This window comes from Corallococcus sp. CA047B (genome assembly GCF_003612065.1).
Classification (GTDB): Bacteria; Myxococcota; Myxococcia; order Myxococcales; family Myxococcaceae; genus Corallococcus; species Corallococcus praedator.
Map to the genome: position 1 here is coordinate 1 of NZ_RAWD01000236.1, position 15572 is coordinate 15572.

Sequence of the window (15572 nt, forward strand, 5' to 3'; positions counted from 1 at the left end):
TGGTGGCGGGGTGACGACCATTGCTCATCCCGACTTCACGGCGGCGCGGTTTGGCGACTTCCCGGACGCGCGCTTCACGCCGGCGCCCGCGGACGGCGTGCTGCCCGAGGGCTTCTTCACCACGACGAACCTGCCCACGTACGTGCGGGTGGACGGGCGGTGGCGGATGCCGCGCGAGCCGCGCATGGACGGGGCGCTGGTGTTGGATGCGCAAGGGGAGCTGTGGGTGCGCGAGGGCCGGCGGGTGAAGGCGGGCGAGCGCGTGGTGGTGGGGCGCGCGGAGGACGGCCGCGAGGGCGTGTACGTGAACATGGCGTACCTGGCGGAGGGCGGGGACGGCGAGTTCAAGTTCATGACGAGCGAGGTGTCGCGCGAGAAGCCCATCGACTACGCGCACATGGCGCGGCTGTTGGTGGAGGAGCGCGAGCGGGGCGGCTATCCCATCTGGGTGACGGGGCCGGCGCTGGTGCACTCGCGGGCGCGCGCGGACATGACGTGGTTCGTGGTGAACGGCTTCGTGGGGGCGCTCTTGGCGGGCAACGCGGTGGCGGTGCACGACATCGAGGCGTCCATCTTCGGCACCACGCTGGGGATGAGTGGCGCGGGCGAGGCGACGTCCGGCGGGCACGGGCTGCACATGCGGGCCATCAACCGGGTGCGGCAGGCGGGCTCCATCGCGAAGGCGGTGGAGGCGGGCATCATCACCAACGGCATCATGCATGCGTGCGTGGTGCACAAGGTGCCCTTCGTGCTGACGGGGTCCATCCGGGATGACGGCCCGTTGCCGGACGTGGTGACGGACAACCTGGCGGCGCAGGACGCGATGCGCCGGCACGCGGTGAAGGCGACGATGGCGGTGCTCATCGCCACGGCGCTGCACGCCATCGCGACGGGGAACATGTTGCCGGCGTTCGTGGCGGAGAAGGACGGCAGCCTGCGCGAGCTGCCCACCATCTGCGTGGACTCCTCCGAGTTCGTGGTGAGCAAGCTGAAGGACCGGGGCACGCACCAGGCGTTCGGCGTGGTGACCAACGCGCAGGACTTCATGCACATCCTGCGGCTGTACGTGGAGCGCGAGCTGGCGGCGCGCGCACCGCCTCCGAAGCCGGCGTAGGGGGCATCAGCGCTGACTGACGGCGGTGGACGCGGGCTTCCAGGTGGAGCGCGACAGGCCGCCCTCGGTGCCGAAGAAGGCGGAGTCGCCTTCCGGGAGCACCGCGTACACGCGCGGATCCGCCAGCCGGGGCAGGGCGTGCACGGCGCCCGTGCCCGCATCGAAGTACGACGCGCCGAGCAGCGTGCCCACCAGCGCTCCACCGGGCACGAGCGCGGTGGAGACGATGGCGGGGGAGGGCAGGCCGGACGCGGTGCGCACGCGCGTCCACTTCGCGCCGTCGAAGTAGCTGAAGCCGTCCTGGCAGGTGCCCGCGATGGCGCGTCCTTGCGCGTCGGTGGACAGCGCGGTCACCCAGTTGTCGGTGAGGTCGCGGCCGTCGTGGAAGCGCTGCCAGCGCTCGCCGTCCCAGCGCAGCAGGCCCCGGTCCTCGCTGCCCATCCACAGGAAGCGGCCGGAGCCTTCCGCGACGGAGGGGTGTTCGCTCCAGCCTTCAGGCAGGGGCAATCGCTTCACCAGCGACAGGGGTGAGCTGCCCGGGGTGACCACGGACAGTCCGCGTCCATCCGCGAGCGCCACCCCGTCGAGCACCCGTGACGCACCGAGCACGGACAGCTTCCCGAGGGCCACGGGGTTGCGGCCGCCGTAGGCCACCTGCGTCCAGGTCTTCCCATCGTGGAAGCCCAGGCCATACGTGGTGGCGACGTAGAGGTTCTGTCCATCGCTGGTGATGCCCAGCACCTGGTTGCTGGGAAGCGCGGGCGTGCGGACGGTCTGCCACCGGCCGTCATCGCGCTGCCAGCAAGCACCCCGGTCGAACGTGCCCACGACGAGCCGGCCCTGATGCCGAGCGAGCGCGGTGATGTGATTGCCGCAGAGCTGCCCGGTGGGCGTGACGCGGCGCCAGCCCTTCGCCTCGCGAAGGAAGACCCCCGAAGCGTGCGTGCCCACCCAGTCACCGTTCAACACGGTGGCGCCCGCGGGAACGCTCGCTGCTTCCTCGGAGGCGCCCCAGGCGCGCACGTCGCCGTGACTCCCCACGATGCGCACGCCGTGCTTCGTGACGGTGAACGACAAGGGTCCCGTGGGCACGGAGCCCACCGCCGCGAGGCGCCCACCCGAGTCGATGGAGAACGCGCCTTCGCTCGTGCCCACGTCCACGCCATCGCGTGTGTCGGAGAGGAAGCGCACCGGACCGGGCAGTGCCCACGCGCGCGAAGTGCCCAGCTCGAACAGGCGGCCCTCGGCGGTGCCGGCGAACCGGGGCGAGAACGCGGTGTACGTGGCGCCCGGAGCCAGCACGGCGGCCAGCGACTCCAACCGGCTCACATAGTCCGGCGTGCTCGCGTCCTCGGCGGCGGGCAGCGCCTGCCAGCGCACGTCCATCACGGGCGTCACCTGGAAGCGCGTGTCCAGCGACACGAGTCCCTCATCAGTGGCCACGAAGAGCCGGTCGCCCGTGGACTCCAGCGCGCGGCAGAAGTGGCTGGGAAGGCCATCCTCGACGGTGAGCACGCGCACGGAGCGGCCGGCGGGCGTGAACACCTCCAGGCCGCCTTCGGTGCACGCGACGACGTGGCCGCCAAAGGGCTCCACGTCGTGCACGGTCTCGGTGTTGGTGACGGTGGCCGCGAGGGCCAGGGCAGTGAGGGCGGTGAGCATCACGCCCGACCCTCAATGCGAACCCCGGGCCAGCCCCACCGCCCCTCCATCCCCAGGCGGTGGCCTCCAGGTGTGTCTCCCGACGACCACACCCGTGCGGCCCCAGGCCAGCGGAAGCCGGCCCGGGGCGGCAGTGCTTGGAATGCTTCCGCGCGCGGCTTTCAGGGCGCGGGCCTGTTGGCCCTGTGGCCCTTTCGCGGACTACATTCGCGCGGGGGGAATTGGGGCCGGGCCTCCGCTGGAGTCCACTGCATGTTGCGTTCTGTTTCTTCCCTGGCGAAGGCACTCGCGTTCGCCGTCCTCTGCGCTTGTAGCGCCGAAGCCCCGCAGCCGGACCCGTGCGAGGACGTCGACTGCGGTCCGGGCCAGTGCGTGCCGTCCTCCGAACAGGTCGCGTGCAGTTGTCCCCAGGGCTACGTCCCGGCGGGCATGTCCTGCAAGCGGAACGTGCGCGAGGGGGATGACCATGGGGATTCCATCGAGGCCGCGACGCCCGTGGAGCCCATGGAGCCCTTCCAATCGGTGGCCGCGAACCTGGACAACCCTGACGACGTGGACCTGTTCTCGTTCCACGTCACGGCCGGACGCATCTACCGATTCACCTGCCATGGATTGATGGCTGGCTACACCCCGAGCTGCAGGGTCACGCTCCTCGGCGCGGACGGGCTGGAGTTGCCGGGCTCGGTGGGCACGGGGAGTGTCTCGTCCTACCAGTCGGGCGTGCTCGCCACGCAGGGGGGCACCGTGTACGCCCGCGTGGAGCGCTACCCCAGCAGCTCTACTTTCCACCCTTCCTACAAATACTCGCTGCTGGACCGGGGGCCGGACGACTTCGCGAACACCCTCACGGAAGCCACCCTGGTGCCCGTCGGCACCACCGTCTCGGGGAGCATCGAGCCCTACGGCGATCTCGACGTCTTCGCGCTGGACGCCGTCGCGGGCCGCGCCTACCGGCTGAGTTGCGGCGGTGCCACCAGCAAATGCGGCATGCGGGTGCGCGGCCCCGGGGGCGAGCTGCTGTATCAGTCGGAGATGTACGAAATCAGCAAGAGGGACGACACGTTCGACCTCCGGGGGATGCAGGAAGGCCGTCATACGGTCGAGCTGTTCGTCGCCTCGGCGATCCTCTTCAGCAACGGCATTGGCGACTACACCTTCTCTGTCGCCGACCTGGAACCTTGACCCGGGCCCTCACCGCTCCGAAGGCCCGAAGGACGTGTCGCTACCGACCTTCGGGCCCCATCCGGGAGGAGGACTAGAAAGACTCTTCCGGCACGTCCATCAGGTCCAGGTTGCCGTTCTCCACCATGCGAGCGGCGTGGGCGATGCCGGGCAGCACCTCGTGGCAGAACCAGCGGGCGCTGGCCACCTTGCCGCCGTAGAACGCCTTGTCGCCGGGGTTGGACTTCATCCGGTCCAGCGCGACGGCGGCGTGGCGCACCAGCAGCCAGCCGATGACGACCTCCGCCACGGCGGCCAGCACGCGGTTGCCCTGGAAGCCCACGTGGTAGACGGACTCGCCCAGCTTGCCCATCAGCGTGCCGAGCATCGTCTCCAACTGCCCCAACGCCTCGCCCAGCGCGGCGCGCTCGGTCTTCAGCTCCGGGCCGCCCTCTTCACCCTCGGCCGTCTCACGGATGCGAGACAGCAGGCCCTGGAGCGTCGCGCCGCCATCGCGAGCGACCTTGCGCATCAGCAGGTCCAACGCCTGGATGTGCGTGGTGCCCTCGTAGAGCGAGTCGATCTTCTGGTCCCGGATGTACTGCTCCACCGGGTAGTCCGTCAGGTAGCCCGAACCGCCGTGCACCTGGAGCGACAGCGACAGCAGCTCGTACGCCTTCTCCGAGCAGTAGCCCTTCACCAGCGGCAGCAGCATGTCGTTGAGCACGTCCGCTTCACCCGCGGCGGTGGAGCGGTGACCGCCCTGGATCTCCACCTGGTCCTGCGCGGACGCGGTGAACAGACACAGCGCGCGCATGCCCTCCGCGTGCGCCTTCTGCGCCATCAGCATGCGGCGCACGTCCGGGTGCTGGAGGATGGTGACGCGCGGCGCGGACTTGTCGCGCGCCTTCGCCAGGTCGCTGCCCTGCACGCGGTCCTTCGCGAACGACAGCGCGCGGAAGTAGCCCGCGGACAGCGCGGCCATGGACTTGAGGCCCACCGCCATGCGCGCGTTCTCGATGATGTGGAACATCTGCCGGATGCCGTCGTGCACCTCGCCCAGCAGCAGGCCGCGCGTGGGCTTGCCGTCGCCGAACGTCAGCTCGCACGTGACGGACCCCTTCAGGCCCATCTTCTTCTCCAGCTTGGTGCACACGACGTTGTTGTGCTCACCCATGCTGCCGTCCTCGTTCACCCAGTACTTGGGCACGACGAACAGCGACAGGCCCTTGGTGCCCGGCGCGGCGCCTTCCGGACGCGCCAGCACCATGTGGATGATGTTCTCCGCGATGTCCGACTCGCCGTTGGTGATGAAGCGCTTGACGCCTTCGATCTCCCACAGGTCGCCGTCCACGTGCCGGGCCTTCGTGCGCGCGGCGCCCACGTCGCTGCCGGCGTCGGGCTCGGTGAGCACCATGGAGCCGCTCCAGTTGCGCTCCATCATCTTCGCCAGGAAGCGCTTCTTCTGCGACTCCGTGCCCAGCCGTTCGATGATGCGCACCAGCAGGTTGCCCAGCGTGAAGAACGCCAGCGACGGATTGCTGCCCAGCAGCAGCTCGAACGCGGCCCAGCCCAGCGACGGCGGCGCGCCCATGCCGCCCAGGTGCGGGGGCTGCTCCAGCAGGTGCATGCCCGCGTCATAGAAGGAGCCCATCGCCGCCTTGAGGCCGGGGGGCAGCTTCACCTCGCCGTTGATCAACTGCGGCGGGTTGTGCTCGGACTCATCGAAGCTCTTCGCCAGCTCCTCCGTGCACAGCTTGGAGAAGGCCTCCAGCGTCTGCCGGGCCGTCGCCTCGTCCAGGTCCCCGAAGGGCGCCTTGCCCAGCGACGTATGGCCGATGTCGAGGAACTCGAAGAGGTTGAACTCAATATCGCGGAGGTTGGGCGTGTAGTGCAGGGACGACGACGACATCGGCGGACTCCTCACGGTCGGCGCTGAAAACAGGCCCGCGCCAGGACTCGGCGCGGGCACGGACGGGACCGTGAGGGTAACCGAGATTGATTCAGGGGTCAGTCGCGCCGCGAGTGGATGACGCGCAGCGTCTCACGGCGCTCGAAGCGGTTGCCGGCGGCGTCGCGGGCGACGAACACCAGCTCATACGTTCCGGCCGGGGTGCCCTCCGGGACGACGAGTGACGTGGTGAAGCGCAGGCCGTCCTCCGACGTGAGCTGCTGCTGCTCCTCGCCGAACAGCTCGCCGTACACGCTGACCTCCTTCGTGGCCTCCACCGCGTCCACGTCCAGCGTCAGGGTGTCCCCGGGGGCCAGCTCCCGCTGGGAGAAGGCGACCTCGAAGTCGTTGCCCTTGGAGTCCAGGCGGTAGCGCACTTCGCTGCGCTGCACGGTTCCATCCGCCAGCTCCGTGATGAGGAACACCGTGTAGTAGCCGTCCGCGACGCCCAGCGGCACGAGGAACCGGCCGCGCCAGGCACCGGACACCGCGTCGAACGTGAGCGGCTTCACGAGGCCGAAGGGGAAGTAGGCCGTGACGCGGCGGGCATCGCGCGGGGCGCGCACGGAGATGATGGGGTCGCCGGGGGGAATCTCCTCGCGGCTGAGCGAACCGGACACCATGCCGTCGGGGAGCTGCACGGGGACCAGCTCCTTCACCGTCTCACCGTCGGGGTTGGTGCGCGCCACCTGCTCCACCGCGACGAAGGACGTGAAGCGGCTCATCAGGTGGTACTCGAGCGCGGTGTTCGTGATGCCCTGAACGATGTCGGGCGTCTCGCCGCGGTAGCCCTGCACGGTGAGCTCCTCGATGCGCTGGCGGGCCCAGAGGCTCTTGAGGGCGTCGTGCTCCGGGGCGACCTCCGGGAAGTGCACGGGCACGTCGAAGTGGCGGAGCTGACCGCGCACGCGGCCGGAGATGCGCAGCAGGCCGTCCCCGGTGCCGGTGAACTTGCCCACGAGGAACAGCGGCTGGCCGGCGAAGAGGTCCGGCACGGACTTCGGGTACACGTCGGTGACGGGCAGGCCCTCGGTGTCCACGACCAGAGACGTGAGGACGGGGCCGCGCATGCGCTGCTCGAACTCGCGGGCCACTTCTTCCTCGGGGCGGTTGAGGTTGACGAAGGTGGAGGCGCCCCGGCCCAGCTCGCCCATCTTCGCGATGAGGTAGCGGTTCACGCCGTTGCCCACGCCCGCGGCGAAGATGCGCGTCTCCTCGCGCAGGTGGGACTGGAGCGTGCCCAGCACCGCGTCGTCCCCGCCGATGAGGCCGTCGGTCATGAAGAGCACCATGCGCAGGCGGGCCGGGTCGTTGGCGGGCACCATGGCTTCTTGCGCGGCGATGCGCACGTCGGTGCCGCCACCGCCCCAGAAGCTTGCGACGTAGGGCAGGGCGCTCTGGATGTTCTCCGGCGTGGCGGGGACGGCGCCAGGCGCGAACTTCGTCACCTGCGTGTCGAAGTTGAGGACCTGGAAGGTGTCCTCCGGCATCAGGTGGTTGAGCACCTCCTTCGTGATGGCCTTGGACTTTTCAATCGCGAGGCCGGACTGCGAGCAGGACGTGTCCAGGACCATGTACAGCTCGCGGGGGACGATCTCCTTCTCGGAGGGGGCGAGCTGCGGGTTGAGCATCACCATGAAGTAGCCGTGGTCCGCGCCGGGGTCGCGGTGCACGAGGACGGCGGGGCGGATGAGCGCGTCGGCGACGACGTACTCCAGCGTGAAGTCCTTGTTGGGGATGCGGTCGTCGCGGCCCAGGCTGACGGTGGCGCGGGACTGGCGCTCCCGCTTCACGTCCACGCGGTGGGAGGTGGAGCGCAGCGAGTGCACGGGAAGGCCCGCGTCCAGGCGCACGGTGAGCTGGATGTCATGGCCGCTGCGCACGTCGGGCGGGAGCACGGGGGGCGTGATGCGGCTGGCGTCGGGGACGGTGGTGGTGTCCGGCGCGGTGCCTTCGCCCTGGCGCGTGGCCAGTTCATCGCCGCCGATGTAGCGAGGGCCGACGACCATGGGGAAGGTGAAGCGGTAGGTGCCCGCGTCGTAGGTGAGGCGCTCCACGTAGTGGATCCGCACGCGGAGGGTCTCACCGGGGAGGATGTTGGCGACGGACTGGGTGAAGACGTTGGGGCGCTCCTGGTCGAGCAGCGCGGCCGTCTTGCCCTCGGCCTTGGCGCGCTCGTAGGTGTCGCGGGCCTGCTCACGGGTCTGGATGACGCCCTGGATGACGCGAGCGCCGATGTGCAGCTCCATGCCGTCCACCGCGGCCAGCTCCGGCAGCGGGAAGACGTAGAGCGCTTCGAGCGGCGAGGCGTAGGGGTTCTCGAACACCTGCGTCACGGTGACGGAGGCGAGGAAGCCGCTGACCTCCGCGTCCACCTCCGTGTGCTTGAGGCTGAAGGTGAGGGGCGCGGTGTCCGGGCACCCGGTGTCCTCGGCCTGCTGACGCAGCAGCGCCACGAGCGTGCCCTGGGATACGGCGCCCTTGCTGACGGGGGCCACCGGAGGAGGGCACGGGGTTTGGGCGAAGGCCGGAAGGGCCAGCAGACAGACGAAGAGCGTGGCGAGCGTGACTCGCATGGACGGGACCTTGGGTTTCAGGGTGTGCCGGAGGGACATTGCAGCCCGTGGGCCAACGTCCCGTGCCCTGGAAACCCCTCGGAAGGACGGGGCGTGTGGGCCGCTCGGAGACACTTCGCGAGCATCACCGTGGCCGTGCGGCCACACCCCGTGAGGTCCGCACCCTTGGCGTCAGCCGCGAGGCAAGGACGGCGCGGTGCGCTTCCACGCCTCCAGTTCCTGCACGCGCCCGAGCCAGGCCCGGAGGTTCGCGTAGTCCGAAATCGGCAGGCGCGCCGGACCGGCGAGGGCGAACGACGCGGCCAGGGAGAAGTCCGCGAGCGTCAGGCGATCCTGCGCGACCCACGTCCTGTCCTTCAGGTGCGCGTCCAGGAGCTGCGCGTTCTGCGCGACGAGCGCCTCTCCCCGCGCGACCTCGGCGGGATCCGCCGGCCCGCGGCCCGTCTGGGCCTTCACGAAGTTCTCGAAGACGAGGATGGTGTTCGCCGGGGCCATGTGGGCCGCGCACCAGAAGAGCCAGCGGCTCACGTCAGCGCGGCCATGCGCATCCGTGGGGAGCAGGGTCTGCCCCGGGGTCTTCTCGGTCAGGTACTGCATGATGGCGCGCGACTCCCAGAGCAGGAAACCGTCGTCATCGAGGACGGGGACGCGCCCATTGGGGTTGAGCTTCAGGTGCGGAGCCCCGCGCTGTTCGCCCTTGGGCAGGTCGACCACGATGCGCTCGAGGGGCACGTCGAGGTGGGCGGCCACGAGCAGCACGCGGCGCGAGTTTCCGGACAAGGGATGGAAGTAGAGCTTCATGACAGTCCTCCTGGACCGCATCGGGTTGGATGGGAAGAACCTTGCCCGCCCGTTGTGACAGGGGAATGTCAGGTATTGTCTGGCGCGTACGATTTGTTCAGCGCCTCCGAACGCACGAAGGCCCCCGGACCCGTGCTTCCGGTCCGAGGGCCTCCACCGTGCTCCCAGGTGTCTCAGCTGGACTTGAGCTGGAGCGTGGGCACCGCGCCCTCGCCCAGCACCAGGTGGACCTGACCCACCTTGGACGCGAGGTCCTTGTACGCCTCCAGCTCCTTGAGCCGCACCAGGAGCGGGTTCTCCGCCAGCACCTTCGCCGTCTGCGCCATGGACCGTGTGGCCGCCGTCTCCTCGCGGCGCATGATGACGTTGGCCTCCGCTTCCTTCTGCGCCTGGATGACCCGGTTGAGCAGCTCCTTCATCTCACCCGGCAGCACCACGTCCTTGATGCCGAAGCGCAGCAGCTCCAGGCCCACGTTCTCCGCCCCCGCCTTCACCTGCGCGAACAGCGACTCCGCCACCGCCTCTCGCGACGCCAGCAACTCATCCAGCGTCCGCGTGGCCACCGCCTCCCGCGACGCCAGCTGCATCGCCAGGTACAGCACGTCGTCCGGCGCCCGCGACACCACCGACAGCCGGCGCGCATCCGCCACCCGGAACGCCGCGGACAGGTTGAGCCGCAGCGACACGCGGTCCTTCGTCATCACCTCCTGGCCGGTGACGTGGAGCAGCCGCTCGCGCAGGTCGATGACCGCGAACTGCACCTTGTGCACCACCGTCCACGCCGCGTGACGGCCCGGAGGCAGGACGGCGTCCAGCACGCCGTCCACGTACCGCAGCGCCACGCTGCCTTCCGGAGCGGTGGCCTCCGTGTAGTCGGTGGAAGGGATGAGCGCGCGCACCTCGTCGCTCGGCGGTGACGTCACCACCCCGGACACGTCCACGCGCTCCACCCGCACCGTCGGCGTCTCAGGCCGACCGGTACGACCGGGCAGCCGCTGCGCCGTCCACACCTGGTGCTGACCCCGCTTCAGCCACTGCACCGGCTGGCCGTGATGGAAGAGGATGGCACGCTCGTCCGCGCCCAGCTCCACCACCTGGAGGTCCTTCTCCGGCACCAACGCGAGCTTCGCCTCGTCCAGGCGGATCAGCGGCTGCTCAACCGAAACGCGCTCGAAGCGGACGTGCTGGAAGGGACGCACCACCCAGTGCCGACCCGGCCCCAGGTACTGCTCCGCCCGCCCGTTCACCACGACGAACAGCCGCTCGTTCTGCGCCACTTCCACCCGACCGATGCTCATGACACGCCACCCCTGTTGCCTCCCGCGAAGGGGAGGGTGCTGCGAAAAAGAAGAAAGGATCCGAACGAGAAAAAGAGACCCCGCCGCTCACGGGCGCTTCCCGCGGACAGACCGTCCCGTCCGCATCCCGCCGTCCGCGCGTTCGCACCGGATGCCGGTCACGGACGGCGACCAGAGCGTTCCGCGAGCTGCACGGAAGCCTCCAGAGGCCCTGGTGACCGACCAGGCTGCGACGAGGAGATGGAGGACGCGGTGGACCCGCGCTGACACCAGCGAAACGACGGGGTCCCCAGCGAACGAAGGAATCGAACCTTCGACACCGAGATTGGATTCTCGTGCTCTACCAGTGAGCTAGTTCGGGTGATGTCCGTGCAAGGGACGTTCATGCACGCCTGTCGGCAGCGCGCGACCGGTCGACCTTCGATGGTGGGGGAATGCGCGGAAGCGATGGCCTTGAAGTACGTCCGAAACCCGTGCCCCGACGCAGAGCGCCGCTGCCTGGAACCGGAAGCCTCGGGCCAGCCCCGTGCACCCCCTGAAGCGCCGACGGGAGCACCAGACGCGGGCACCCAATAAACCTGACACGCCCACGCGAACGAAGCTCAGCCCCGCGTCACGTCCCACCAGCCGAACCACATCACGCGCTCCTCCGCGAGAATCTCCCAGCCGGGCGCATGCACGTAGCCCCCCACCCGCAGGCCCGCGGCCTCCAGCGCGCGCACCGTCTCCTCGGAGGACCACAGGTGCAGCGTCACCTCCGAGTCCGCCGTGCCCACCGTCCGCGTGGCGTGCTCGTGCGCCTCCAACCCCGGCCTCCGCTCCAGCACCGTGAACAGCATCCGGCCCCCGGGCTTCAGCGCCCGGCCCAGGTGTCCCAGCACGCGCGGCAGGTCGTCACAGAAGTCCAGGCACCCAATCACCAGCGCCACGTCGAAGTGGCCCAGCTCCGCCGGCACAGGCTCCAGGTAGCTGTGCACGCGCCACGTGCCCGAAGGCCGTGAACGCTTCGCCAGCGCCAGCATCTCCGGCGCGAAGTCCAGGCCCACCACGTCCACGGACGCGTCCAGGCCGCGCGTGTGGAGCCCCGGCCCGCAGCCCACGTCCAGCACGCGCATCCCCGGGGCCACGGCTTCCGCGAGGAAGCGCTCCACGCGGTCGCCGTAGCGGTGCAGCGCGGGGTAGAGCACCTCGTAGGCGGAGGCGATCTCCCCGTACACCCTCGCGACGGTGGATCCGCCGGGCCTCATCTCAGACCCGGGTGCTCCGCCGTCCGCTTCATCCACCCTGCCGCGCACCGTCGCACGGTATCACAGCGAGGTGTTGCCCCCGCTCTTGCGGAACACCGCGAGCGACCGCCCGGCCATGTCGAACCTGCCCGGCTTCATCTCCTCGTCGCCGCGCTTGTCGTCCGCCGTGTACAGCTCCAGCATCCACTTGCCGCCTTCACCCACCGGCGGCACCGTGAAGGCCACCGTGTCGTGGTGCGCGTTGAGCAGCACGAGCAGGGAGTCCCCGCTGACGCGCTGCCCGCGCTCGTCCGGCGTGGGGATGGCGTCGCCACCCAGCAGGTACGCCAGCGACCGCACGAAGGGCTTCTGCCAGTCCTCCGGCCCCATCTCCGTGCCATCCGGACGGAACCACGCCAGGTCCTTGTGCTCGGAGTCCCACAGGTGCTCGCCCTGGAAGAAGCGGCGGCGCTGCAACACCGGCTGCCCGTGGCGGAAGTGGATCAGCTTGCGCGTGAACGCGAGCATGTCCTGCTTGGTCGAATCCAGGTTCCAGTCCACCCACGACAGCTCGTTGTCCTGGCAGTAGGCGTTGTTGTTGCCCTTCTGCGTGCGGCCCATCTCGTCGCCCGCGACAATCATGGGCACGCCGTTGGACATGAAGAGCGATGCCAGGAGGTTTCGCTTCTGGCGCTCGCGCAGGGAGATGATGTCCTTGTCGTCCGTCTCTCCCTCCACGCCGCAGTTCCACGCCTGGTTGTCATCCGCGCCGTCGCGGTTGTGCTCGCCGTTGGCCTCGTTGTGCTTGGAGCTGTACGTCACCAGGTCGTGCAGCGTGAAGCCGTCGTGCGCGGTGACGAAGTTGATGCTCGCCTGGGGACGCCGGCGCGCCGCCGCGAACAGGTCCGCGCTGCCCGTGAGCCGGTAGCCCACCTCCGACGCCTGGTTCTCGTCGCCCTTCCAGTACTTGCGCAGCGCGTCCCGGTACTTGCCGTTCCACTCGTGCCACGGCGACGGGAAGCCGCCCACCTGGTAGCCGCCCATGCCCACGTCCCACGGCTCCGCGATGAGCTTCACGCGGCTGAGCACCGGGTCCTGGTTGATGATCTGGAAGATGGGCGCGTTCGGGTCGTAGCCGCCCTTGCCCACGCGCCCCATCACCGTGGCCAGGTCGAAGCGGAACCCGTCCACGTGCATCTCCTCCACCCAGTAGCGCAGCGAGTCCACCACGAAGCGCGCCGTCTGCGGGTTGGAGGTGTTGATGCTGTTGCCGCACCCGGTGAAGTCCAGGTAGTGCCGCGCCTCCGGCATCGTCCAGTAGTACGACGCGTTGTCGATGCCCTTGAACGACAGCGTGGGCCCCAGGTGGTTGCCCTCGCACGTGTGGTTGTACACGACGTCGAGGATGACCTCGATGCCCGCCGCGTGCAGCGACTTCACCATCGACTTGAACTCCGCCACCGCGCCGCCCGGCGTCTTGCGGCTCGCGTAGCGCTGCTCGGGCGAGAAGTAGTTCAGCGTGCTGTAGCCCCAGTAGTTCGACAGGCCCTTGTCGTTGAGGAACGAGTCGTCCGCGAACTCGAACACCGGCAGCAGCTCCACCGACGTGACACCCAGCTTCTGCAGGTGCTCGATGATGGCCGGCGAGCCCAGGCCCGCGTACGTGCCGCGCTGATGCTCCGGCACGCCCGGGTGCTTCATCGTGAGGCCGCGCACGTGCGCTTCGTAGATGACCGTCTTGCGCCAGGGGATGTCCAGGCGCCGGTCATTGCCCCAGTCGAAGAAGTCGCTCACCACCACGCCCTTGGGCATGCCGGCGGCGCTGTCGCGCTCGTCGCGCATCAGGTCCTTCTTCGGATGGTCCAGGGGGTAGCCGAACACCGGCTGCTTCCAGTCCACCTCGCCGTGCAGCGCCTTCGCGTAGGGGTCCACCAGCAGCTTGTGCGGGTTGCAGCGGTGGCCCTTCTCCGGCTCGTAGGGGCCGTGCACGCGCAGGCCGTACAGCGTTCCGGGCTCCAGCTCCGGCACGTAGCCGTGCCAGACGAACTCCGTGCTCACGGGCAGGTCGAAGCGCTCCAGCTCCTTCGTCGGGTCCGCCTTGTCGAACAGGCAGACTTCCACCCGGGTGGCCACCTGCGAGTACACCGCGAAGTTGGTTCCCGAACCGTCGAAGGTCGCGCCGCGCGGCCAGGGCTTGCCCGGCCAGATCTCCCGCTTGCTGCTCATGGGTATCGCTCGATTCCGTGGGGAAACTGCCGGCGGAATCTGGGTGCGACCGCGCGGTGCGGCAAGACGTCTGGACATGCCGACTGTCCACCCGAGAGCGATTCATCGGGTGGTTTGGGGCGCAAATGCCTGATTTTCAAGCCGCGACGGCATGGTCCAGCGAGCGCCAGGTGCCCAGGGCCCAGTCCTGCTCGTCTGGATCATCGAAGCTGACGACGCACAGGGCGCGGCGGGTGCCGGAGCGGCACAGGGCCGTCAGCCGGCAGTCCCCGGGCTCGACGTGGAGCGACGCGCGGCCGCTGACGCGGGCCCCGTGGTGCTCCAGCTCCAGGGCACGCCGCTCCGGACTGGTGGGCGCCAATTGCTCCTCCGCCGAGTCCTCCAGGGGCAGCACGCGCACGGTGCGGCGGTGGTCCCGGGCCACCCAGCTCCCATCGCCCAGGCGCGTTTCGACCAGGGAGCCGGGGATGCGGATCTCCCACCCCTCGGGAAGCGCCACCTGCACGGAGCCCCGCCGGTAGCCAATGGAGGGCCCGGTGCCGGGCGACTCCAGGGCGTGGCGGTGGACCTCTTCCGCCAGCGTCCCGCCCACGCCCAGGTAGCCGAGCACCTCCTGCCACTCGCGCCACGGGTAGGGGAGCGTGGGGTCCTCGCGCCATGCCTGCTCCAGCAGCCGGGCCACGTCGCGCAGGCGCTGGCGCTCTTCCTCCAGGAGGGGCGCGCGCCAGACGATGTCCGTCCACAGGCGGCACAGCGCGCGGTTGAAGCGCACGCGCGCGTCCAGGCCGGGCGTCCACCAGGGGAAAACGTCCGTGCCCTGGCGCGGGTCGTCCATCACCGCGCGCAGCCATTTCTCGTCGCGGGGGCCCATGGGCGTAAGCAGCGCGCCCGGGTGCTGGAAGGTGTGGCCGAAGCGCATGGACAGCGCGAAGCCGGAGTTGCCCATGCTGCGCATGAGCACCACCTGCCCCACCGACTGCTGCAACCACGTCAGCATGTGCCCCTCCACCGGGCCGGCATCGCCCGTGTGGAAGTAGCCCGTCGCATCGCCCACGCCCAGGTCCTCGTCGGGCGGCGCCCAACTGACGCCGTGCGCGTCGCCCAGGGACTTGAGCAGGTCGCACAGGAACAGGTGGTAGCCGGGGCCCACGGCGCTGGTCTCCGCGGAGACGACGATGCGCTCCTGCGTGGCGGCCAGCAGCGACACCTCGCCCGCGGCCGGATGCAGACGCAGGCGCAGCACGGGGGCCGCCTGGGGGCCTTCCTCGATGCGCGAGGACTCCAGCATGTCCCCCACGGTCCGCTGGACCCAGCCCTCCACCCGTTCGAGCCAAGCCTGCGGCGCCTCGGGGGGGGCGGGCAGCGGGTCGCTTGCTCCTCGTCGGCCTGCCAGCAACAGCTTCATGCGTCGTGCGCCTTCGGTTCGGGTGGTGGGCGTGAAAACCGTGTCGGGACCGGTGCCAGGACCTCCTTGGATAAGCCTCTCGCGCCTCCCTGTCATCCTGGGATGCTCACGGCCGGAGGGCAGTGTCCGCCCTGGACGCACCTGTCGGAGCG

The 15572-nt window shown here is 69.7% G+C and carries 10 protein-coding genes and 1 tRNA gene; 2 read left to right on the forward strand and 9 right to left on the reverse strand.

All coding sequences use genetic code 11. The features are described 5' to 3' along the window. Positions 1-1114 (forward strand): hypothetical protein (locus D7X74_RS29320; RefSeq protein ID WP_233602307.1); only part of this gene is annotated, 1114 nt, incomplete at its 5' end. Positions 1115-1120: 6 nt separating this feature from the next. Here D7X74_RS29320 and D7X74_RS29325 read toward each other — a convergent pair. After that, the gene (locus D7X74_RS29325) at positions 1121-2776 is read right to left on the reverse strand and encodes a hypothetical protein (RefSeq protein WP_120536309.1); all 1656 of its coding nucleotides are present in this window, start codon (positions 2774-2776) and stop codon (positions 1121-1123) included. A gap of 252 nt (positions 2777-3028) precedes the next feature. Here D7X74_RS29325 and D7X74_RS29330 point away from each other — a divergent pair, with 252 nt between their 5' ends. Next, on the forward strand, positions 3029-3958 hold the full coding sequence (locus D7X74_RS29330) for a hypothetical protein (protein ID WP_147446717.1): 930 nt from the start codon (positions 3029-3031) through the stop codon (positions 3956-3958). Between the two features lie 73 nt (positions 3959-4031). On the opposite strand, the gene D7X74_RS29335 is transcribed toward D7X74_RS29330, so the two are convergent. The 8 genes from D7X74_RS29335 to D7X74_RS29370 all read right to left on the reverse strand — a co-directional run bounded on the left by D7X74_RS29335 (position 4032) and on the right by D7X74_RS29370 (position 15420). Then, on the reverse strand, positions 4032-5849 hold the full coding sequence (locus tag D7X74_RS29335; RefSeq protein WP_120536311.1) for an acyl-CoA dehydrogenase: 1818 nt from the start codon (positions 5847-5849) through the stop codon (positions 4032-4034). A gap of 98 nt (positions 5850-5947) precedes the next feature. Further along, a complete protein-coding gene (locus D7X74_RS29340; protein WP_158622312.1) occupies positions 5948-8464 on the reverse strand; it encodes a VIT domain-containing protein in 2517 nt (838 codons plus the stop codon). 171 nt (positions 8465-8635) lie between these two features. Continuing rightward, on the reverse strand, positions 8636-9265 hold the full coding sequence (locus D7X74_RS29345; RefSeq protein ID WP_120536313.1) for a glutathione S-transferase family protein: 630 nt from the start codon (positions 9263-9265) through the stop codon (positions 8636-8638). Between the two features lie 173 nt (positions 9266-9438). Continuing rightward, a complete protein-coding gene (locus D7X74_RS29350) occupies positions 9439-10563 on the reverse strand; it encodes a slipin family protein (RefSeq protein WP_120536314.1) in 1125 nt (374 codons plus the stop codon). 290 nt (positions 10564-10853) lie between these two features. Then, positions 10854-10922, reverse strand: a tRNA-OTHER gene (locus D7X74_RS29355). Between the two features lie 243 nt (positions 10923-11165). Beyond that, positions 11166-11810: a class I SAM-dependent methyltransferase gene (locus tag D7X74_RS29360; protein WP_120536315.1), complete on the reverse strand. Its 645-nt coding sequence runs from the start codon at positions 11808-11810 to the stop codon at positions 11166-11168. Between the two features lie 60 nt (positions 11811-11870). Next, positions 11871-14015, reverse strand: a complete 2145-nt coding sequence (glgX, locus tag D7X74_RS29365; protein ID WP_120536316.1) for a glycogen debranching protein GlgX — start codon at positions 14013-14015, stop codon at positions 11871-11873. A 136-nt stretch (positions 14016-14151) separates the two neighbouring features. After that, the gene (locus D7X74_RS29370) at positions 14152-15420 is read right to left on the reverse strand and encodes a hypothetical protein (protein WP_120536317.1); all 1269 of its coding nucleotides are present in this window, start codon (positions 15418-15420) and stop codon (positions 14152-14154) included. Positions 15421-15572: the final 152 nt, after the last annotated feature.